This window comes from Agrobacterium genomosp. 2 str. CFBP 5494, assembly GCF_900013495.1.
GTDB lineage: Bacteria > Pseudomonadota > Alphaproteobacteria > Rhizobiales > Rhizobiaceae > Agrobacterium > Agrobacterium pusense.
In genome coordinates this window covers 289,439-308,221 of sequence record NZ_LT009720.1, presented here as the reverse complement: position 1 = coordinate 308,221, position 18,783 = coordinate 289,439, and the positions used below count along the sequence as shown (strand labels likewise).

Here is an 18,783-nt window from a genome sequence, read left to right as displayed (position 1 = left end):
AGCCCTCTACCATTTGCGCGAGACACGTTGAGCTAGAGTTGCAGTCACGCCTGCCGGGACAGAAGCGAGCCAGACGAGCAAATCGGGAACGAATAAAATGCCCCGGACCATTGTTTTCGCCACAAAACTCGGCAAAAGACGCACAGCGACTTGCGTCGTGCCGAAAGGGAGGACAATCCAGACATGTTTCAACCCGTTGAGCGCACTCACCACTTGCCGCAAAAGGTAGCTGATGAGATAGGAAAGAAGATCGAAACTGGAGAGCTGCAACCGGGAGGCAAACTTCCGGCGGAGCTGAGCCTTGCCAGGACATTCGGCGTGAGTCGATCCGTTATCCGTGAAGCAATTGCAAAGCTTCGGAGTGAAGGCCTGGTCGAGACCCGTCATGGTATCGGAGCGTTTGTATTGTCGACGGTTCGTCGATCGAAAATTCGTCTGGAGATCTGTGGTGTTCCCGATCCGAATGATCTGCCTGGGCTGTTCCAACTGAGGCTGCCTCTTGAAAGGCAAGCTGCTCGACTGGCCGCAACGGAGCATAAGGTCAACGATCTTTCCATTCTAAGAGAGCATGTCTTCGAAATGAGCCGGGTCAGCGACTGGCTTGCGAAGGGCATCGGCTCTGATATCGCATTTCATCTGGCTGTCGCACGGGCAACGCAAAACCGATTCTATGTCGATATGTTGTCTCCCCTGTTAACCTATCTGGGCGACATCATTCCCCTCGCCTTTCGCTGCACAGGCGACACAAATATCGCGACAACAACATTCGACGAACACCGCGCTGTTTACGAGGCAATCGCCGCTCGCGACCAGGATGGTGCGGAGAAATGGATGACCTCTCACATCGTTAATTCGGCCAGCCGATTAGGACTTGGTGAGGACGCACTCTTCGGCATGCCATTGCGGGCAAATAAAAATGTTTGAATTTCACATAGGTCGGGTTGTCTGACATCCAGTCGTATGCTAGCGAACGCATAGATAGTGGGAGGATATACATGGCCGGCGTAAGGTCGATCGACGCTACCGCAATTTTGCCTGAGGATTATGAAAACGCTTTGCTCGTCGGCCGCGTATGGTCGAAAAGCGAAGGCGGCCCCTGCCCCGTCCTCCTCAAGGATGGCGTGCTTTATGACCTCACATCTGTTTCTCCGACCATGTCAGAGCTTCTGGAGAAGACCGACCTGGTGGAGCAGCTCAACGACACCGGTACTTTCGTCGCCTTAGGCGCACTGGACGCATTTCTGGACGGCTCAGCCGGCGAACTCCTCGCCCCCAACGATATTCAGGCCGTCAAGGCTGCAGGTGTCACCTTTGCCGACAGTATGCTGGAACGCGTAATCGAAGAGCAGGCCAAAGGCGATCCGCTGCGTGCGCAGGAAATTCGCGGACGGCTGGCGCCTGTTCTTGGCGACAATCCTCAAGGGACTTGAGGCCGGCTCAGAAAAAGCCGCCGAGGTGAAAAAACTGCTTCAGGAAATGGGCCTCTGGTCGCAATATCTGGAAGTGGGCATCGGCCCGGATGCGGAAATCTTCTCCAAGAAGGCCATGGCCTCCGTCGGCTGTGGTGCCCTGATCGGCGTCCATCCCAAATCGCAGTGGAACAACCCTGAGCCGGAAGTGGTGTTGGCCATCACCTCTGACGGTCGCATTGTCGGCGCGACGCTCGGCAACGACGTCAACCTGCGCGATTTCGAAGGCCGCTCCGCCCTGCTGCTCAGCAAGGCGAAGGACAACAATGCCTCCTGCGCAATCGGCCCGTTCATCCGCCTGTTCGATGGCAACTTCAGCATTGAAGATGTGAAGAAGGCGCAGATTTCTCTTCTGGTCGAAGGAGAGGATGGTTTCACCATGACGGGCGTCAGCCCCATGGAGGCGATCAGCCGCACGCCCGGAAAACCTCGCTTCGCAGCTCTTGAACCGTAACCACCAATATCCTGACGGCGCAGTCTTTTTCCTTGGCACGATGTTCGCGCCGGTAAAGGACCGCCATGGCCCAGGTCTCGGCTTCACCCATTCAAAGGGTGACCGTGTCGAAATCTCCACGCCCAAGCTCGGTAAGCTGATCAACTGGGTCACGACGACTGACGAATGCCCGGAATGGACGTTCGGCACCGCGGCACTGATGCGCAACCTGGCGAAACGAGGGCTGCTCTAGATATTTCTTCGGGAGGGGAAAATGCAAAAGACCATCAATCTCTTTTACCGGATTCTCGAAATCATTCTCATCCTGCTGCTCGCCGGCATGGCGATCATGGTCTTCGTCAACGTCGTCATGCGTTACACGATGAATTCCGGCATCAATGTCTCGGAAGAACTGTCGCGTTTCTTTTTCGTATGGCTCACCTTCACCGGCGCGGTGGTCGCGTTCAGGGAACATGGCCACATGGGCATTGAAACCATGGTGATGTTCCTGTCTCGACGGGGCCGCATCGTCTGCATGATCATATCGAACATCATCATTCTGGCCTGTTCCGCCATCTTCTTCTGGGGCACCTGGAAACAGTCCGGCATCAACGCCAGCATGCATGCGCCGGTCACCAAGCTCTCCATGATCTGGGTCTATGGCATCGGCATGTTCACCGGTGCTCTGATGTTCATCATCGCGCTGGAACGCCTGTACCGTCTTCTGACGGGCCGCGTGACGGAAGACGAAATCGCCCAGTTCGCGGGCGAGAACATGACGATCGAACAGCTTTCGGAGCGCTGATACCATGACACTTCTCGTTTTTGTCGGCTCTCTGCTTGGAGCCATGGCGATTGGCGTTCCCGTCGCTTTCTCGCTGATGTTCTGTGGCGTCGTGCTCATGTGGTACATGGGCATGTTCAATACCCAGATCATCGCGCAGAACATGATCTCGGGCGCAGACACCTTCACCCTGCTTGCCATCCCCTTCTTCATTCTCGCTGGCGAACTGATGAATTCCGGCGGCCTGTCCCGCCGCATCATCGATTTCGCCATCGCCTGTGTAGGCCACATCAGAGGCGGCCTCGGCATTGTTGCCATCATGGCGGCCATCATCATGGCCAGCATCTCCGGTTCGGCCGCAGCCGATACCGCAGCCCTTGCCGCAATCCTCATCCCGATGATGGCGAAGGCCGGTTATAATGTGCCGCGCTCGGCTGGTCTTATTGCCTCCGGCGGTATCATCGCCCCGGTCATTCCGCCGTCCATGGCGTTCATCGTCTTCGGTGTCGCCGCCAACGTGTCGATCACGCAATTGTTCATGGCAGGGATCGTTCCGGGCCTCCTTATGGGCCTTTCTCTGGTCGCGACCTGGCTGTTCGTGGTGCGCAAGGACAACATCACGCCTCTGCCAAAAACGACTGCAAAGCAACGTCTGCAGGCGACGGCTCGCGCCGGCTGGGCGCTCGGCATGCCCGTCATCATCCTCGGCGGTATCAAGGCCGGCATCATGACGCCGACGGAAGCCGCCGTCGTGGCTGCCGTCTACGCGCTTTTCGTCGGCATGGTGGTCTACAGGGAATTGAAGCCGAGTGAACTTCCGCATGTGCTCCTGCGCGCCGCAAAAAGCACCTCTATCATCATGTTCCTGGTCTGCGCGGCACTCGTCTCCGCATGGCTCATTACGGCTGCGAACATTCCAAATGAGGTTGTCGGCTATATCGAGCCGCTGATCGACCGGCCAATGTTGCTGATGTTTGCAATCATGGTCCTGATTCTGATCGTCGGCACCGCGCTCGACCTGACGCCGACCATCCTGATCCTGACGCCAGTTCTGATGCCTATCATCAAGCAGGCGGGCATCGACCCGGTCTATTTCGGTGTCCTCTTCATCATGAACACCTGTATCGGCCTGATTACCCCGCCGGTTGGCGTGGTGCTGAACGTCGTCAGCGGCGTCGGCAGGGTACCGTTGGGTCGTGTAACGGCGGGCGTTCTGCCCTTCCTGCTAACGCAGGTCGCGGTGCTGTTCCTGCTGGTGATTTTCCCGGACATCGTCCTCGTACCTCTGCAGTACCTTCGTTAAGTGAACTTTTTCTCGACCACAATCCAAGGGAGGATATTATGAGAAAGCTTCTTCTGACCACCACGGCAATCGCCTTCGCAGTTGGCGCGGCAGCGCCGGCAATGGCCGAATTCAACAGCCGCAACATCCGCGTTTCGAACGGTATCAACCAGGATCATCCCGTCGGCAACGGCATCAAGGCCATGCAGGCCTGCCTCGACGACAAGTCCGGCGGCAAGCTGAAACTGACGGCATTCTGGGGTGGTGCTCTCGGCGGTGACCTTCAGGCGACACAGGCCCTGCGCTCCGGCGTTCAGGAAGCGGTCGTCACGTCGTCCTCGCCGCTCGTCGGTCTCATCCCGTCGCTTGGCGTCTTCGACCTGCCGTTCCTCTTCGCCAATGCCAAGGAAGCCGATGCCGTCATGGACGGCGCCTTCGGTGACATGATGAACAAGAAGCTGGAAGAACAGGGCCTCGTAAATCTGGCCTACTGGGAAAACGGCTTCCGCAACCTGTCGAACTCCAAGCATGCCGTCAACAAGTGGGAAGATTTCTCGGGCCTCAAGGTCCGCGTGATGCAGAACAACATCTTCCTCGACACCTTCCAGAACCTCGGTGCAAACGCTACGCCGATGGCTTTCGGCGAAGTCTTCTCGGCGCTTGAGACCAATGCGATCGATGCGCAGGAAAACCCCTATGTGACGATCGACACCTCCAAGTTCTACGAGGTGCAGAAGTACATCACGGAGACGAACCACGCCTACACGCCGTTCCTCTTCCTCTTCTCCAAGCCGATCTTCGACAGCTACACGCCGGAAGAACAGGCAGCCCTGCGCGAATGCGCGGTCGTGGGTCGTGACGAAGAGCGCAAGGTCATCCGTGAACTGAACCAGAAGTCGCTGGAAAAGATCAAGGCGGCCGGCCTCGAGGTGAACACGCTTTCTGCTGAAGAGCAGGCCCGTATCCGCGAAAAGTCGATGGTCGTTTACGAAAAGCACAAGGCTGAAATCGGCGCCGACGTCGTTGACGCCGTTCTGGCGGACCTGAAGAAAATCCGCGGTCAGTAACACATCAGGTGTCCGGCGGGTATCTCCCCGCCGGACACCGTGGAAAAGGATATCGTCTGCCGGCTCCTTACGTCGACCTAAGAATCTCGAAACAATTTGAATCTTCAGCTTGCCGGGACTCGAGCAGCGCGTAACTCGCCGACACCCTAGTCACCCTGATGTGCGCAACCATGTGGATCGCCCTGGCCTGATCGAAGGCCTTGGACTGGGTGGCAATAACATCAAAGTCGAGACGTCAGTCTGCATGTTCAAGATTGGCGCCGCCGACATGTTGATCGCGACGTGTCCGTCACGCATGAAGCCGTCCTCATCGCAACCTCGTGCGCAAAGCGAGCGCAGACTTATCCAGGCATGGCAAGCTCTGGTAGTTCGTCCCGTCGCCGCTGAACGGTATATCACTTTCTACGGCCGTCTGTGGTCCGTAAGTTGGGCGTGATCTCCCGACACATGAAGCAATTGCCCGTCGCCGGCCAGCGCGCTATGCCAATGTGACATATGGTTAGCGACAGGATGGGCACCTCGATGGCGGACGCGAAAAGAATGATGCCGATCAGGGACCGGAAAAGATCCAATGGCAAGTTGCGCTCGCTTTGCAACAAACGCAGGGGAATTCGGTCGCAGCTTCATCCGTTTTCGTTCGGTTAATTTTGAGTGTTTCTCATGGATCTACTCGACGCCCCTGCTATCTACATACTGTTTGTTCCCCCAATTCTCCTGGCCGCAATAACCGGAGGTTTGCGGCTTGGACTGCTCGCATTTTTCCTGGCGTTTTGCTCGGCAAGCTATCTGAGATCGCTTACCCCCGGCGGCGCCCAGGTCCCCGAGTTGATGGTTTTCGGAGCGGTCGGCATTGCAATTGCGTACCTCGGCGGGTCGCTCAAACGCCTGAGGCATCAATATAAGGCGGCAGAAGAAGCGCTGAACACGCGCGAGGCACACCTAAGGTCTATCCTCGATACTGTGCTCGACGCCACGATCGTCAGCCAGCAGGATGGCACGATTGTCTCTTTCAATGCAGCTGCCGTCAGGCAGTTCGGGTACTCTGAGGACGAAGCAATTGGACAAAATCTTCGAATGCTGATGCCACAACCTTATCGGCACGAGCACGACGGCTACCTCCAGCGCTATCTAGCGACCGGCGAAAAACGCATTATCGGAACCGATAGGGTCGTGGTGGGCCAGCGCAAGGACGGATCGACATTTCCCATGAAGCTCGCGGTAGGAGAAACGCATCGGGGGGGCAAACGGTTTTTCACCGGTTTCGTGAGAGATCTTACCGAAAGAGAGGAATCAGCAGCCCGCCTACAGGAGATTCAGACTGAACTGGCAAGATTGGCACGGCTGAACGAAATGGGAGAGATGGCATCTACCCTGGCCCACGAGCTGAACCAACCGCTTTCGGCGATTGCCAACTATGTTCATGGTTGCGCACGCTTGCTACAGGGCTCCGAAAGCGAAAGGGACAGGCAATTGCACGAAGCCCTGAGGGAAGCAGGTGAACAAAGTGTCAGGGCAGGTCAAATCATTCGCCATCTCCGAGAATTCGTTACTAAGGGTGAGACTGAGAAGCTGCCTCACAAACTCCGGCATCTGGTTGAGGAGGCGGGTGCACTGGCGCTGATGGGTTCAAGAGAAAAAGGTGTGCGATCCGTCTTTGACTTTGCTGCTAGCGACGATATGGTCATGGTCGACCGAATTCAGATACAGCAGGTACTCACGAACTTGATGCGCAATGCAGTCGAGGCGATGGGCGAGTCCCTAAAGAAAGACCTTCGGGTGAGCATCAAGGCTGCTGAAAGCGGCAAAGCCGCAGTGATAGTCGAAGATTCGGGCGCCGGCATTCCCAATGAGATTTCCGACCAGTTGTTCAGGCCTTTTGTCACGACTAAGGCTGGCGGAATGGGAATCGGGCTGTCCATATCGAAGCGCATCATCGAGGCTCACGGCGGAGAGATAACCGTGTCACGTAGCGAGCTCGGAGGAGCAAGATTTACATTCACACTGCCAGCCTATGATGGGGAAGAAAATGGCGAACGATGATTTCACTGTGCACGTCGTTGATGACGAGGAAGCTGTCAGGAAATCGCTCGCCTTTATGCTCAGCATGAGCGGTCTTGGCGTGAGAGTGCATGATACGGCCACCGCCTTCGCATCGCTTGCACCCAGACTTCACCGCGCTGTGCTGGTGACTGATTTGCGCATGCCGGACATAAGTGGTGTTGAGCTGATCCGACGGATCCGCTCAGAGGGGGTGCGTATACCGTCGATAGTGATTACCGGCCATGGCGATGTGCCTATGGCGGTGGAGGCAATGAAGGCCGGAGCCGTTGACTTCATTGAAAAGCCATTTGCCGATACGGTCATCATCGACGCGATCCACCGTGCGGCTACCCGTCTGGATCCCCGTGCTCCCGAAACGGAATCGGTGGAAGAAGTACGCAAAAGACTGGAGACGCTGAGCGAACGCGAGCGGCAGGTTCTTGCGGGGGTGGTGGCGGGGCACCCGAACAAGTCCATAGCCTTCAATCTCGACATAAGCCCGCGAACCGTGGAGGTCCACAGAGCTAACGTCATGGGAAAAATGAAAGCTCGAAGCCTTCCCGAGCTGGTCCGCATGTCACTTTCGATTGAAATCGCGGACTTTGGAAACTCCGACGGAAATTGATCCAGAACAAGGCGCGCAAGGTCAAGAGGCTGTTCAACTGGCCCTGCTTGTCGCGTTATTGTAATGTTCCCGGTGTCAATTTGCCGACTACACGACATATAACTTCGATTGTGAAGGACCCCGCACTGTCGCGCGGCTTGGCGTTCGCCCTGCGCGCGTACGGATATGACGTGGCGTCATTCCGGTCCTGGAAGCATGCCGGAGAATCGGTCGGTGGAGCGATTTGTGTTATTCTCGACGGCTCCCTTCCAGAATGCGAGCGGGAAGCATGCCTCGCAACCCTCCCCGTAAAGACGCCTGTCCTTTTTCTTGCAGAAGACGAGACGTTCAGCAACGAGAGGCCAAGCATACAAATCCTTCACAAGCCGCTAACGGGCACGGATATCGTGAGTGCGCTGATGCGGCTAGGTAAAAACCCTTAGTGGAACGAACGAATTTTGGCAGGCGTCGCTCTGCGGCATAGTCTGGGCATTCCAATTGAGGGTCAGCTCACATGCTCGCTACGGCTTCCGCCAGTTATTCCTCCCGTGGTTCGTCTCCGTCACCCGGTCTACCAATGGCGGTTGTCCGCCCGCGCCCTGTCACTTTCCATGCATCCGGTAGTGAGATTTATGCGCAGGGCGAAAAGTCTGGATCTCTGTACAGGATCGAGTCCGGGGCTGTGCGCATCTACCGTCTGCTTACAGACGGCCGCAGGCAGGTTGTCGCGTTCCATGTGCAAGGGGAAACATTCGGTTTTGAGGCGTGGGGGTGTCGGAGCTTCTACGCCGAGGCGATCGTGCCAACCGGATTGACGTCGATCGAGGCAGAAGGAAACGAAATTCACCGCGGCGAACTGATGGCGCTCGCCTTGCGAAGCATGATTCGGGCCCAGGAGCATCTGCTCGTGGTTGGCCGCCAAAGCGCCCTCGAGAAACTTGCGGTGTTCCTTGTTGACCTTGATCGTCGACAAGGCGATGTGGGAATTATCGATCTGCCGATGACGCGAACGGATATCGGCGATTATCTCGGGATGACGGTTGAGACGGTATCGCGGAGCATGTCCAGGCTTCGCGAGAAGGGAATTGTTCGCCTGAAGAACGCCCGCTGTATCGAAATAGTCAGACGCGACAAACTCCAGGCGATCAGCGAGTAATCCGCTCCCGGCCCGAGTGAGGGGGAGTGCATGCAGAACCTGCCACCACCCGACCTCGGTCTGGCACACTCCGCCTTCTTCTCCTTGGTTTTGTCAGGTGGTGCAGGAGCTGTATGGAGCCCTGGCCGGACACCGCGGACGCGGTTATTCGCGGCGGGGGTCATTGAACCCTGTAAGGTCGGTCGCTGTCATCGGCGCGCGAAACGGCACTGCATGCCCCGCTTGGCGGGGAAAATTTTGCGCGGCTCAGCACACACACAACCGGTCAAACTGTTGGTCGCACGGTGCGACCAACAGGATGAATGGCAACGAGGGTCGTCAGATCGCGAGAACGTAGACGATCTCGTAGGTCGCAGGATCGATGACGATGATCCGTTCGTCAGCAAGAACGATATATTCGTAATTACGGTACTGCGGAACGATCTGGATCACGCGCGCTGGGAGCCTGTGAAGCCTAACGGTTCTTGGAACCGCGGTTCCAACGAAAATGCTGAATATCGGGCGGACGGGTTCTACCTTGTTTTCGATAATGACATTTCGGATTTCGGTGCGCTGCTCGATCGTGACATCGACGTTCACTTGCGAACCGGCCTTCTGCTCTTTTGTCGCCGCAGATGGCGACCCTGAGACATCGCCGTTGGTCGCACCAGCAGTGCCTGTCTTTCCGTCGTGGTTTTGGAAGAACCAGGTATCCGTGCTTTTCGTGGTCCGGTTATCAGCTCTGCCGAACGGGATCCGACGAACAAACAGGAACGCGGCTCTGTGCCTAACGCCTGGTTTGCCCGCGATGAGACGAAATCGCCGATATTCTGCCCTATCCACGTGCCAAAATGAAAAAGGTCCGGAAGGTTCGCAACGGGATCACGATCGACGATCTCTATGGTTTCCTGACTACCGATGCCAATCGCCTCGTGTAGCTTTCCGGGCGCTCCACCGCTTCAGTTGCTACCTCCCTCTTATTCCGCCGTTCGCCTGCGCCACTGTCCAGACCCTTGCATGGTCGCTCGTATGCCCGACGTGCCGCCATGCTTGTTGAGCACTTTGCCTCCGATGCTGGAACCAAAAGAACATCAAAGGGTTAATCACGTGGATCAATCTACGCAGATCCGAGCTAGGGAGAAAACCATGAAAAACACTATTCTCACAGCCGCCTTCATTTGTGTCTCGGCCCTTACAGCACATGCTCAAGGTGCGCCCGCGGCCAACAGCGACGGAAACACGCCGGCAATTGCGACCCCCGATACGAAAAACCCGACGGCCCCGGTAGAGGGCGCCAACAGTTTTACTGAGGACCAGGCAAAGGATCGGATCGAAAAAGCGGGTTATACGGGGTTGAAGGATCTCAAGAAAGACGACAGGGGCGTTTGGAATGCTACCGGCATGAAGGACGGCAAAACTGTTTCGATCGCTCTCGATTATCAGGGCAATGTTGTTGCCAAGTAACCCCTAGGAGGATGTTATGAGAACTGTTACCGGACTTTTTGACGATTACGCAGACGCAAGTTCCGCCGTCAGTGAACTCGAAACTCTGGGCGTACCATCCAGCGATATCAGTATCGTTTCCAATAACGCCGATCGGCGGCACGAAGAGTCGAATGCCGCAGAAGGGGCTGGAACTGGCGCGGGGATCGGCGCGGTCGTCGGCGGCGCGGGCGGCCTGCTCACCGGCCTTGGCTTGATGGCCATTCCGGGCGTCGGTCCGGTCGTCGCGGCCGGTTGGCTTGCTGCGACTGCAGCCGGCGCGGCAGCCGGTGCGGTTGCAGGTGGGGCCGCTGGCGGGATTATCGGCGCACTGACGAGCTCCGACGTCCCGGAACGAGATGCCCACTTCTACGCGGAAGGCGTCCGCCGGGGTGGCACCCTCGTCACCGCAAAGGTGGATGACGCCATGGCGCCGCAGGCTGAAGCCATTCTCAAACGCTCGAATTGGGTGGATCCGACAGAACGTCGCGCCGCCTACGAGAAGCAAGGATGGACGCATTTCGACGAAACGCTCTCACCCTACGAGGCCGAACAGATCGAGCAGGAACGGCTTCGCTATCGCGGCAATGGTACGTGATAGTTTCAGGAGGGGGCGCCACGGTGGCGCCCCCTTCAGTGACGCCTGATACAGCCTTTGTTATTCCACCCGTTCTAATTAGTATGCAGAATTCGTAAGCGCGACAGCCCGCCGGCCGTAAGTGGCACTTGCCCCTTCGTGAAATCTCTCGGCATGCAAAAACCTTGCAGTTCCGCCCGGACCCCCTTTCGGTACCGTCCGTTCACGCAAGGAATATTGCAAACCAAGTTTTAATAATTGCCGTCAATTATAATGTGGCGCGGCTTGTACAGCGTCCGCGCGTCCGCGCCGGAGGCACTGAAATTTTCGAAAGATTATACTTTTTCTGATCGTCACCTTGTCTACAATATTTGCGGCCACGCTGATCACAGTAATTGCAGCGCAGACAAACTGGATCGCAAGTTCGGACAGCGAAATATCGCTCGCCCCTGGCACAATTAATAAACTCTAACTGCGATGGTCATATTGCGTCGCGCAGGTATGCACGGGTTCAGGTCGGATTTTTCGTCACGAACGTCCAATTCAGATGCTCGTTTCAATCCTCACCCTGCTTGTCATTTTCATGTCCGTCTAAGCGTACTTCGAATGGCTTCATCATGACGCGCAGAATGCGAGTACATCCTCAAAAACGCACCACGCCAGCGGCGGCCTGAAACGACACTGATTTCGCGCTGCCGCTCTCCTGTCAATGATAGAAAATCTTCCCCGCGGCTGCATTTAAGATCTCGAGAGCCTCCGCTCAACCCGGGCATGGTGCAGGACTGCCGTCGTTGCCGATGATTCAAGTTGGGTGATAATCTTACGGCGTCCCGACCTCGCCGAACGAAGTGAACGACATGAGCGGAAGGTGTCCGTCGTCGAATGATTTGAGACTTTTTGGGCTCTGGAAGAATGGAGTTTCCGGCTCGGTTTGCGGGTTGATTTAAGCCGCTTTGGCGTGGTGTTTCAAGCGGCGTAGTCTGATGGTGTCTCGTTGGCGTCTGGCGACGCCTCCTCATTTATCGACGCGTTGGGCCGACTTGCCCGTGCGAAAAAGGGTGGGATGACGCAGATCGCAAAAGAAACGGGGTTAGCGAGAGAAAGCCTTTACAGGGCGCTAGGAAAAGATGGCAATCCGGAACTGATGACAATTCTCAAGGTCATTTCCGCGCTGGGCCTCACGCTTGAAGCAAAGATGCAAAGCAACGCGTAACCCCAAGGATGGGTTGCGCGTCCGAACAGTTGCCTAAATATTGACAACTGGCCCATCAATCGGAATGATGCGATCAGAGAACGACTTCTCGAGCATCTCGATGCCCTCGAGGATCCTCTGAGCATTCGCCTTCCTCGGAGGGCGCTGCGGGCCGGGGTTCATCCAGTTCCAGCCAGTCGAGCTGATTCTCCCAGCGCTCCAAGATGCCTTCGTCATGCGCCGCCGTCGGATGGTCCGACCAGTCGAGCGCATTGTCGGGAGCCAGCCGATAGCCAGCAGCCTCTTCTTCGGTCAGTTCGCGGATGAGAGATCGCCGTTCGGCTCTGGAATGGTGGGAGCTTCCTCCCGCTGGACTGGAGTGAACCCCTCGAACTGGACCACGCGATACGGAAAAACTGATACGCTCTGCGGGCCTCAATCGGAGAAGGCTCATGAAGTCCCGAGGTCCCTATCGCCGGCATTCGACGCCGTTCAAGTTGCAGCTTTGCCAGGATATCCAAAACGGCGTCATCGGACGGCGCGACGCGCAGCGGACATATGGTGTTTCGGCAAACCTTATACAGCTAGGGCTGACGCAGTTCGATCGCGGCGACCTGAACGACGAGGAGGCAGAGGCCAGCGTCATTGCCGAGTACGAGGCCCACATTGCGGCGCTCGAACGCAAGGTTGGCCAGCTCACCATGGAGCTGGACCTGGTTAAAAAAACTCCGCGTCAGCCGATCGTCGGGGACAGCGCGAGCTCCTCCATCATCACCGGTCCTCGTCTTGCTCCATCCGACGAGGGTGCAAAATGATCGATCTCCCGAGAAGCACCTACTATTACCGATCAACCGCGAGAGCCTTGAACCTCGGCGACAGCGAACTCGTTGCAATCATCGAGGACATCCAGGACGAGTTGCCCTGTTACGGATACCGGCGCGTAACACACGAGCTTCAGCGAAGAGGCTACCTCGTAAATCACAAGCGTGTCGCCCGCGTTATGCGGGCCAATGGCCTCGGTATCAAGCCTCGCAAGCGGTATGTTCGCACGACGGATAGCAACCACGATTCGCCGATTTACCCGAACCTCTATCGCAATGTGATCCCGGCGCGACCCGATATGGTATGGGTGGCCGACTTCACGTACATCCGCATCGCCGCTTGCTTCTGCTATCTCGCTGTTATTCTCGACGCCTGCAGCCGGAAAGTCGTAGGCTATGGCCTGTGAAAACGCCTGGATACGCCACTGGCTTTGGCAGCATTGCGTTCGGCGATCGAGAACAGAAAACCTCCACCCGGCTGCATCCACCACACGGACCGCGGATGCCCAATACGCAAGTGAGACCTATCGACGAGCGCTCGATGCCGCCGGTCTGCAGGGTTCCATGAGCGCCGTCGGCAATCCTTATCACAATGCTCAGGCAGAGAGCTTCATGAAGACCCTGAAAGTCGAAGACGTCTACGTCGCCGGCTACGAGACCTTCGCAGATGTGGCCGAACGTTTGCCCAGGTTTATTGAGGAGATCTACAATGCCAGGCGGCTGCACTCGGCCCTTGGCTACATGTCGCCAGCAGAATTTGAAACCCAACTCGCCCAGCAGGTGGCTTAGTTTGAAGAGCCTCGCTGGTCCAGCTAGAGGGGTTCACTCCACTGCAACGTCAAACATCGGAAGGCGTAGAGCCGCTGCGTCTCACCCTACTGGAAATCACGCCCACAGAGAACTTCACCAAATAATCGTTCAACTCCAAGGACGCCTGCCCCGCCGCTGCAGCATCCCGAATACTGATCGCCTTCAGTATCCGCTGATGGAGAGCCTTCCCGATGTTGATCTCCTTAGCCTCGTCCTGGATATGCATTAGCCAAAAACGCCTAGATAGGGCCTGAAGTGATGACATCAGGTCTTCGAGATAGGGGTTGGCAGCCGCTCTTATGATAAGCGCGTGGGTCTGGCGAACCGTTTGCGTATAGCTTTTCAAGGAGAAATCGCCGTCGAGCACCGTGGCAAGAGATTGGATGTCTCTTAGATCCTCGGATGTAGCCCGCTCGCATGCCAGCGTCACTGCCAACAGTTCGGTCGCTCGGCGCACCTCTAGACCGCACAACTGCTCTTCGATCGAGATTGGCGGGACTTCGATGCCGCGACTCGGATGAATTCGCAGCATTCGGTTGAGGGCCAACCGCTGTATCGCTTCACGGACCGGCGTACGGCCGATTCCCACTAGCTCCATCAACCCGCGCTCGGAGACCATCGAGCCCGGTTTCAGATCGCCTCGCTCGATAAGCCCCTGCAAGACCTCCACCGCCTGTTCGACTTGGCTCATCACGCTCATTCATCCCTCCACTCAATCCACCGCGTTTTTAAAAAATGGCTTACCACTATATCGCCGAAACACCCTTGCCATTCAACCGATATATCGATTATATGCCACCGATACTTCAATCACACGCTTCAGGAGCTGAGCATTGAAATACTCTCCACATCTCGAACCTAGCCCGTTGCCGTTCTCACCATTCAAGAGCTGTACCATCCCCCGTCCGATCGGCTGGTTGTCGAGTGTCAGTACGGAAGGGGTGGAAAACATCGCGCCCTACAGCCAGTGGCAAAATCTGACCTTTGACCCGCCGATGGTGATGTTCTCAGCCAACCAATATGCGGACGGTCGCCGTAAAGACACAGTCATCAATGCCGAGGAAACCGGGTGGTTCGTCTGGAACATGGCGACCTATGCCCTGCGTGAAGCAGTCAACGTTAGCGCAATGGCGTTGCCGCCGCACGAGAGTGAATTCGACAGGTTGAGCGTCACAAAAGAGTACGCCGACAACGCCGCAGTTCCGATGGTCAAAGAAAGCCCAGTGAAGTTCGAATGCCGCTACCTGAGCACGCATCGCCTCAAAGGTAACTCCCCCGTTGGCTCGATCGATATCGTTTTTGCGCGCGTGGAGAAAATCCACATCGATGACGCTGTGATCCGGTCCGACGGTCGGCTCGACATTGAAAAGATCCGGCCCATCGCTCGGCTCGGTTACTTCGACTACGCCGTCATCGACAACACGTTCGAGATGCGCGTGCCAGGATCAGACGAGGATGCAAAGTACGGCCTGGAGGGGCGCGCAATCTTTAAATGACGTCAAGGTGCACGGGAGTGGTCGGAATGACCACCCTGCAAAAAAAGGGGAACGATATGACTACAGCCACCTATATCCGAGAAACAAAAGAACCGGAACAAAGCCGACTTCGCGATCTGTTTGCCGTCAATTTCGGCAACACCCTCGAATGGTTCGACTGGACGATCTACACGATCTTTGCACCCTACTTTGCTATTCAGTTCTTTCCATCAACCGACCCAGCGGCCGCGCTTCTTGCCGCACTCGCGGTCTTTGCGGCGGGCTTTCTCACCCGTCCACTCGGCGGCTTCGTCTTTGGCCTTTATGCAGACAAGGTCGGCCGAAAAAAAAGCCTCACACTTGCAATGCTGATCACTGCCGGAGGAAGCCTCGTCATCGCAGCCTCTCCGACCTTCGAGAGCATCGGCATTTTTGCTTCGGTCATCCTGCTCGTGGCAAGGCTTGCTCAAGGCGTCTCTCATGGCGGCGAGATGGGAACGTCCGTAACGTATCTCGTTGAACGCGCGCCGCGAAACCGACGGGCTCTGTTCGGTAGCACGTCGTGGGTCAGCGTGGTGTTTGGCACCATGCTCGCCACGATCACCGGCCTTCTCATCAGCGGCAACCTCGAACGTGCCCAAATTGAGGAATGGGCCTGGCGCATTCCCTTTGCTCTCGGCGGTATCCTTGGCCTCTACGGTCTCTATCTTCGACGCAGGCTTACCGAAACAGACGTGTTCGAAAACATCCAAGCACAGCACAAAGCATCGGGCGGCAAAACCCAGGCGCTGATCCGCAACTGGCGCGGCATCGCCACCGTATTCGGCCTGTCGGCGGGCGGTTCGATCATGTTCTACACTTGGCTGATCTATAGCCCGACCTATGCCCAGATCGCCCGCGGCCTGGATCCCCAGTCGGCCCTGACAGCCAGCCTTCTCGCGCAGTGCGTCTTTCTCATTGCGATCCCGCTGGTCGGGTGGCTGGCTGACAAGTATGGGCGTCGGCTCTTCGTCATTCTCTTCGGTTTGGGCTTTATCGCGCTAACGCTTTATCTTGACGGCCTTATCGACAACACCCTCGGTGGCCTTTTGACGGCGATGATCATCGCACTCCTCATCGTCGCCTGCCTCTTCGGGGTCAATACTGCGGTGTGGACAGAGGTCTTCCCTACCAATATCAGGGCCACGGGCGTAAGCGGGCCACTTTCCCTCGCTACTGCCATCTTCGGTGGGACCGCGCCCTATGTGAATACTTACCTGTCCCAGACGGGACATCACCAATGGTTTCTCTTTTACTTGATGGGCGTTGCCGGGATCACCCTGTTAACCGGCTTGCTCATTCCGGAGACGAAAGACCTAGCGCTCGATCGGCGTGACACCGGGCTACTGCGAAACGACAAGACCAATTTGCAGTAACGAGAATTATAGAGCCGCTGCGAATTGCAGCGGCTTTACTGGGTTTCCGCAGGCCAATTCGATCGTTCTGCTCATCGGAATCGCCATCAGCTCCCCAGGAAGTTTGTCTCAGCGAACTATGCCTCATTCCTTGAGATGAACGCCCGAGGCTGGCCGAAGGTGATTGCCGCCGCCGGCGAGCAGAGCATGCGCCAGACCCAGCGAACAAAGATATCCCCGTTCCAGCATCGGCGGCAGGCCGTGCCGCAACCCGAAGGCGACGCCGCGCAGGTTGACGTCGAGAAGCCTTTGCCAGTCCTCTTGGTCCAGCGTGATGAAATCGCCCGGCGGCTGGCCATGTAATCTTCTGAAGGGCGATGAGACATCCTGGTGTTGATTATAGGCGTTCGCGAAGGATTTCGTAAGGTGCCTTGCCATTGAAAGCGCCATGCGGCCTTGCAAGGTTGTAGAACCTCTCCCATTCGCTAAGCTTTTGAACGAGGTCGGTGTCATCTGTGTATGACATAAGCTGATAAAATTCTTGATCATCGGTACGGTGTGACCGTTCGACTTTCCCGTTTAGTTGGGGCGAGGCTGGCTTGATATAGGCGTGCCGAATGCCCTGGTCTTCGACGTGCCAGTGGAATTTGGCCTGGAACTCGTGCCCATTATCGGTGCGCACTTCGCGAATGCGGAACGGGAATTTGGCGATTACGGTGTCGATGAAGTCTATCGCGTTGGCCTGGGTGTGGCGATCATAGACCTTCAAGGCTCTGATGCGGGTTGCATCGTCGATTGCCGTGTATTGGAAACGCTTGACGATCTTGCCGTCAACGCCTTCAAATTTCAGGAATTTTACATCGACCTGTATCTGATGCCCCGGCACACGCTGCTCGTATCTCTGAGTATGGATTTTCCTGACACGTGTACCGCCGGGAAGCCGACTGAGCCCGTTCCGCTTCAGAATTCGATAGATGCAGGCGTCGGAGATGGTGATGGCATGGTACCTGCTCATATACCAGGAAATGCGCATCGGGCCGAGATGATATCTGGTGCGCAGATGCAAGACTTTCTCGATGATTTCTGCAGGCTTCTGGTTAGCGGGGTTTTTTGGTGCGCAGGATCGGTTCTCAAGCCCGGCCTCGCCAAAGCGCTCGAAAGCCGATTTCCATCGATAAAAGCTGGCTCTGCCAATACCGAAATAGCGGCAGGTTTGCGAAACGTCACCGTGACGGTCGGCATGTTGAAGAACGCGCAGCTTATGTGAAACTTCCCGTCGGAATGTCATCATCGCGATTATCCTTGTGATCGAAAGTCAAAAACAGGATGTCTCGAAGGTCCCTACTTTTCTACAGGTCCGTGATTTGCTTAGAGCAAAATGACTCAAACCTAGATCGGCGCAGACTGGATGACATCGCCAGCCTCCTATGCGCCTCAGATAAATCGCGTGATGCCAATCAGACGTGCATTTCGTCGCAAGGTGGGGTCGGAACAAGGTCTGTTCAAAATCCTGCGCTAAGGTCGAACGGAGCGTGAACCCTCGTCGCGAACCCGCATAATGGTCTGCCGGCTGGTCGCGAATTTTCTGGCGATCGCCGAAACGCTCATGCCCATCGCGAGATCGTTGCGGACACCCTGCTTCTGTTCATCGTTGAGCGTGAAGGGCCGGCCGAGGGTCTTGCCTTCCGACTTGGCGCGCTTGAGACCGGATTGTGTCCGCTCGATCAGCAAATCCCGCTCGAACTGCGCAACGGCATTGAGCACGTTCATGGTCATGGTGCCGGACGAGCTGGTGAGGTCGGCTCCGCCGAGCGCGAGGCAATAGACGCGCACACCCATTTCGGCCAGCGTTCTGACGGTGGTGCTGACGTCGATCGCATCACGGCCGAGGCGGTCGAGCTTTGTCACGATCAGAATGTCGCCGGACTCCAGCTTGTCCATGAGCCGGGAAAAGCCGCGGCGCTGCGCGATGGCGGTGCTGCCGGAAACCGTCTCGGTGACAATCCGGCGCGGTTCGACCTGGAAGCCGGCGGCTCCGATTTCCTGAAGCTGGTTTTCGGTGGTCTGTCCTGTCGTGGAGACGCGGACATAGGCAAAGGTGCGCGGCATGAGGGCAATTTTGTCCGAATAGGGTGTCCAAAATATCGCCTCTGTTCATAAGCCTGTCAAGATAATTTGTGGACAGTGTGTTCCGGCCCTGTACGCAAACGTCCGTTTC

The 18,783-nt window shown here is 56.7% G+C and carries 21 protein-coding genes and 2 pseudogenes; 17 read left to right on the top strand and 6 right to left on the bottom strand.

The genetic code is table 11. The features are described from left to right. The first annotated feature begins 183 nt into the window (after positions 1–183). From AGR2A_RS25985 to AGR2A_RS25945, 8 genes and pseudogenes are all read left to right on the top strand, one after another. Positions 184–924 (top strand): FadR/GntR family transcriptional regulator, encoded by a 741-nt coding sequence (locus AGR2A_RS25985; protein ID WP_072495344.1) that lies wholly within the window; start codon positions 184–186, stop codon positions 922–924. Positions 925–995: 71 nt separating this feature from the next. Then, positions 996–2,155, top strand: a pseudogene (locus AGR2A_RS25980) (fumarylacetoacetate hydrolase family protein). 21 nt (positions 2,156–2,176) lie between these two features. Beyond that, positions 2,177–2,707, top strand: a complete 531-nt coding sequence (locus AGR2A_RS25975; RefSeq protein WP_072528627.1) for a TRAP transporter small permease — start codon at positions 2,177–2,179, stop codon at positions 2,705–2,707. 4 nt (positions 2,708–2,711) lie between these two features. Further along, positions 2,712–3,989, top strand: a complete 1,278-nt coding sequence (locus AGR2A_RS25970) for a TRAP transporter large permease (protein WP_080823537.1) — start codon at positions 2,712–2,714, stop codon at positions 3,987–3,989. Between the two features lie 38 nt (positions 3,990–4,027). Further along, positions 4,028–5,035, top strand: a complete 1,008-nt coding sequence (locus AGR2A_RS25965; protein ID WP_080823536.1) for a TRAP transporter substrate-binding protein — start codon at positions 4,028–4,030, stop codon at positions 5,033–5,035. A 660-nt stretch (positions 5,036–5,695) separates the two neighbouring features. Further along, positions 5,696–7,075 carry a PAS domain-containing sensor histidine kinase gene (locus AGR2A_RS25960; RefSeq protein WP_080823535.1) on the top strand — a complete coding sequence of 460 codons (1,380 nt, stop codon included), beginning with the start codon at positions 5,696–5,698 and terminating at the stop codon, positions 7,073–7,075. After that, the gene (gene fixJ, locus AGR2A_RS25955) at positions 7,062–7,700 is read left to right on the top strand and encodes a response regulator FixJ (protein WP_080823534.1); all 639 of its coding nucleotides are present in this window, start codon (positions 7,062–7,064) and stop codon (positions 7,698–7,700) included. The genes AGR2A_RS25960 and fixJ overlap by 14 nt, the downstream gene beginning before the upstream one ends. A gap of 556 nt (positions 7,701–8,256) precedes the next feature. Continuing rightward, positions 8,257–8,835 (top strand): helix-turn-helix domain-containing protein, encoded by a 579-nt coding sequence (locus AGR2A_RS25945; protein WP_234797450.1) that lies wholly within the window; start codon positions 8,257–8,259, stop codon positions 8,833–8,835. 318 nt (positions 8,836–9,153) lie between these two features. On the opposite strand, the gene AGR2A_RS29780 is transcribed toward AGR2A_RS25945, so the two are convergent. Continuing rightward, positions 9,154–9,414 carry a DUF1236 domain-containing protein gene (locus AGR2A_RS29780; protein WP_072495349.1) on the bottom strand — a complete coding sequence of 87 codons (261 nt, stop codon included), beginning with the start codon at positions 9,412–9,414 and terminating at the stop codon, positions 9,154–9,156. A 129-nt stretch (positions 9,415–9,543) separates the two neighbouring features. Here AGR2A_RS29780 and AGR2A_RS30230 point away from each other — a divergent pair. The 4 genes and pseudogenes from AGR2A_RS30230 to AGR2A_RS25925 form a co-directional block, all read left to right on the top strand. Next, positions 9,544–9,749: pseudogene (locus tag AGR2A_RS30230) on the top strand (SOS response-associated peptidase); the annotation flags it as partial. A 211-nt stretch (positions 9,750–9,960) separates the two neighbouring features. Next, entirely contained in the window at positions 9,961–10,278 is a 318-nt protein-coding gene (locus tag AGR2A_RS25935; RefSeq protein WP_072495350.1) for a PepSY domain-containing protein, read from the top strand. Between the two features lie 16 nt (positions 10,279–10,294). Beyond that, the gene (locus AGR2A_RS25930; protein ID WP_072495351.1) at positions 10,295–10,894 is read left to right on the top strand and encodes a general stress protein; all 600 of its coding nucleotides are present in this window, start codon (positions 10,295–10,297) and stop codon (positions 10,892–10,894) included. A gap of 973 nt (positions 10,895–11,867) precedes the next feature. Continuing rightward, complete coding sequence (locus AGR2A_RS25925; protein WP_272936978.1) at positions 11,868–12,086, top strand: addiction module antidote protein; 219 nt, start codon at positions 11,868–11,870, stop codon at positions 12,084–12,086. A 73-nt stretch (positions 12,087–12,159) separates the two neighbouring features. Here AGR2A_RS25925 and AGR2A_RS29775 read toward each other — a convergent pair whose 3' ends face one another. Beyond that, positions 12,160–12,519: a hypothetical protein gene (locus AGR2A_RS29775; protein ID WP_157952819.1), complete on the bottom strand. Its 360-nt coding sequence runs from the start codon at positions 12,517–12,519 to the stop codon at positions 12,160–12,162. Between AGR2A_RS29775 and AGR2A_RS25915 the strand changes: the two genes are divergently transcribed. From AGR2A_RS25915 to AGR2A_RS30225, 3 genes are read left to right on the top strand one after another with little or no spacing between them, the layout of a single operon-like run. After that, entirely contained in the window at positions 12,518–12,880 is a 363-nt protein-coding gene (locus tag AGR2A_RS25915) for a transposase (RefSeq protein WP_072495352.1), read from the top strand. The two genes, AGR2A_RS29775 and AGR2A_RS25915, sit on opposite strands and share 2 nt — an antisense overlap. Continuing rightward, complete coding sequence (locus tag AGR2A_RS29340) at positions 12,877–13,293, top strand: IS3 family transposase (RefSeq protein WP_107327804.1); 417 nt, start codon at positions 12,877–12,879, stop codon at positions 13,291–13,293. Before AGR2A_RS25915 ends, AGR2A_RS29340 begins: the two co-directional genes overlap by 4 nt. Continuing rightward, positions 13,283–13,675 carry an integrase core domain-containing protein gene (locus AGR2A_RS30225; protein WP_107327803.1) on the top strand — a complete coding sequence of 131 codons (393 nt, stop codon included), beginning with the start codon at positions 13,283–13,285 and terminating at the stop codon, positions 13,673–13,675. The genes AGR2A_RS29340 and AGR2A_RS30225 overlap by 11 nt, the downstream gene beginning before the upstream one ends. Before the next feature lie 49 nt (positions 13,676–13,724). Here the strand turns inward: AGR2A_RS30225 and AGR2A_RS25905 are convergent, their stop codons facing one another. Beyond that, the gene (locus AGR2A_RS25905) at positions 13,725–14,396 is read right to left on the bottom strand and encodes a GntR family transcriptional regulator (RefSeq protein WP_072495353.1); all 672 of its coding nucleotides are present in this window, start codon (positions 14,394–14,396) and stop codon (positions 13,725–13,727) included. A 133-nt stretch (positions 14,397–14,529) separates the two neighbouring features. Here AGR2A_RS25905 and AGR2A_RS25900 point away from each other — a divergent pair, with 133 nt between their 5' ends. Beyond that, positions 14,530–15,192, top strand: coding sequence for a flavin reductase family protein (locus tag AGR2A_RS25900; RefSeq protein ID WP_072495354.1), 663 nt, complete (start codon positions 14,530–14,532; stop codon positions 15,190–15,192). A gap of 26 nt (positions 15,193–15,218) precedes the next feature. Next, a complete protein-coding gene (locus tag AGR2A_RS25895; RefSeq protein WP_080823532.1) occupies positions 15,219–16,586 on the top strand; it encodes an MFS transporter in 1,368 nt (455 codons plus the stop codon). Positions 16,587–16,709: 123 nt separating this feature from the next. Here AGR2A_RS25895 and AGR2A_RS29915 read toward each other — a convergent pair whose 3' ends face one another. The 3 genes from AGR2A_RS29915 to AGR2A_RS25880 form a co-directional block, all read right to left on the bottom strand. Next, on the bottom strand, positions 16,710–17,003 hold the full coding sequence (locus AGR2A_RS29915) for a hypothetical protein (protein WP_072528628.1): 294 nt from the start codon (positions 17,001–17,003) through the stop codon (positions 16,710–16,712). Next, complete coding sequence (locus tag AGR2A_RS25885; RefSeq protein ID WP_080823530.1) at positions 16,963–17,856, bottom strand: IS481 family transposase; 894 nt, start codon at positions 17,854–17,856, stop codon at positions 16,963–16,965. Before AGR2A_RS25885 ends, AGR2A_RS29915 begins: the two co-directional genes overlap by 41 nt. Positions 17,857–18,080: 224 nt before the next feature. Beyond that, positions 18,081–18,674 carry a recombinase family protein gene (locus AGR2A_RS25880; RefSeq protein WP_072495355.1) on the bottom strand — a complete coding sequence of 198 codons (594 nt, stop codon included), beginning with the start codon at positions 18,672–18,674 and terminating at the stop codon, positions 18,081–18,083. Between the last annotated feature and the right edge of the window lie 109 nt (positions 18,675–18,783).

What these genes read in the sequence shown, in the direction of transcription:
- AGR2A_RS25985 (WP_072495344.1), top strand. Translation starts at nt 184, where the DNA reads ATGTTTCAACCCGTTGAGCGCACTCACCACTTGCCGCAAAAGGTAGCT.
- AGR2A_RS25975 (WP_072528627.1), top strand. Translation starts at nt 2,177, where the DNA reads ATGCAAAAGACCATCAATCTCTTTTACCGGATTCTCGAAATCATTCTC.
- AGR2A_RS25970 (WP_080823537.1), top strand. Translation starts at nt 2,712, where the DNA reads ATGACACTTCTCGTTTTTGTCGGCTCTCTGCTTGGAGCCATGGCGATT.
- AGR2A_RS25965 (WP_080823536.1), top strand. Translation starts at nt 4,028, where the DNA reads ATGAGAAAGCTTCTTCTGACCACCACGGCAATCGCCTTCGCAGTTGGC.
- AGR2A_RS25960 (WP_080823535.1), top strand. Translation starts at nt 5,696, where the DNA reads ATGGATCTACTCGACGCCCCTGCTATCTACATACTGTTTGTTCCCCCA.
- fixJ (WP_080823534.1), top strand. Translation starts at nt 7,062, where the DNA reads ATGGCGAACGATGATTTCACTGTGCACGTCGTTGATGACGAGGAAGCT.
- AGR2A_RS25945 (WP_234797450.1), top strand. Translation starts at nt 8,257, where the DNA reads ATGGCGGTTGTCCGCCCGCGCCCTGTCACTTTCCATGCATCCGGTAGT.
- AGR2A_RS25935 (WP_072495350.1), top strand. Translation starts at nt 9,961, where the DNA reads ATGAAAAACACTATTCTCACAGCCGCCTTCATTTGTGTCTCGGCCCTT.
- AGR2A_RS25930 (WP_072495351.1), top strand. Translation starts at nt 10,295, where the DNA reads ATGAGAACTGTTACCGGACTTTTTGACGATTACGCAGACGCAAGTTCC.
- AGR2A_RS25915 (WP_072495352.1), top strand. Translation starts at nt 12,518, where the DNA reads ATGAAGTCCCGAGGTCCCTATCGCCGGCATTCGACGCCGTTCAAGTTG.
- AGR2A_RS29775 (WP_157952819.1), bottom strand. Translation starts at nt 12,519, where the DNA reads ATGAGCCTTCTCCGATTGAGGCCCGCAGAGCGTATCAGTTTTTCCGTA.
- AGR2A_RS29340 (WP_107327804.1), top strand. Translation starts at nt 12,877, where the DNA reads ATGATCGATCTCCCGAGAAGCACCTACTATTACCGATCAACCGCGAGA.
- AGR2A_RS30225 (WP_107327803.1), top strand. Translation starts at nt 13,283, where the DNA reads ATGGCCTGTGAAAACGCCTGGATACGCCACTGGCTTTGGCAGCATTGC.
- AGR2A_RS25905 (WP_072495353.1), bottom strand. Translation starts at nt 14,396, where the DNA reads ATGAGCGTGATGAGCCAAGTCGAACAGGCGGTGGAGGTCTTGCAGGGG.
- AGR2A_RS25895 (WP_080823532.1), top strand. Translation starts at nt 15,219, where the DNA reads ATGACCACCCTGCAAAAAAAGGGGAACGATATGACTACAGCCACCTAT.
- AGR2A_RS29915 (WP_072528628.1), bottom strand. Translation starts at nt 17,003, where the DNA reads ATGGCAAGGCACCTTACGAAATCCTTCGCGAACGCCTATAATCAACAC.
- AGR2A_RS25885 (WP_080823530.1), bottom strand. Translation starts at nt 17,856, where the DNA reads ATGATGACATTCCGACGGGAAGTTTCACATAAGCTGCGCGTTCTTCAA.
- AGR2A_RS25880 (WP_072495355.1), bottom strand. Translation starts at nt 18,674, where the DNA reads ATGCCGCGCACCTTTGCCTATGTCCGCGTCTCCACGACAGGACAGACC.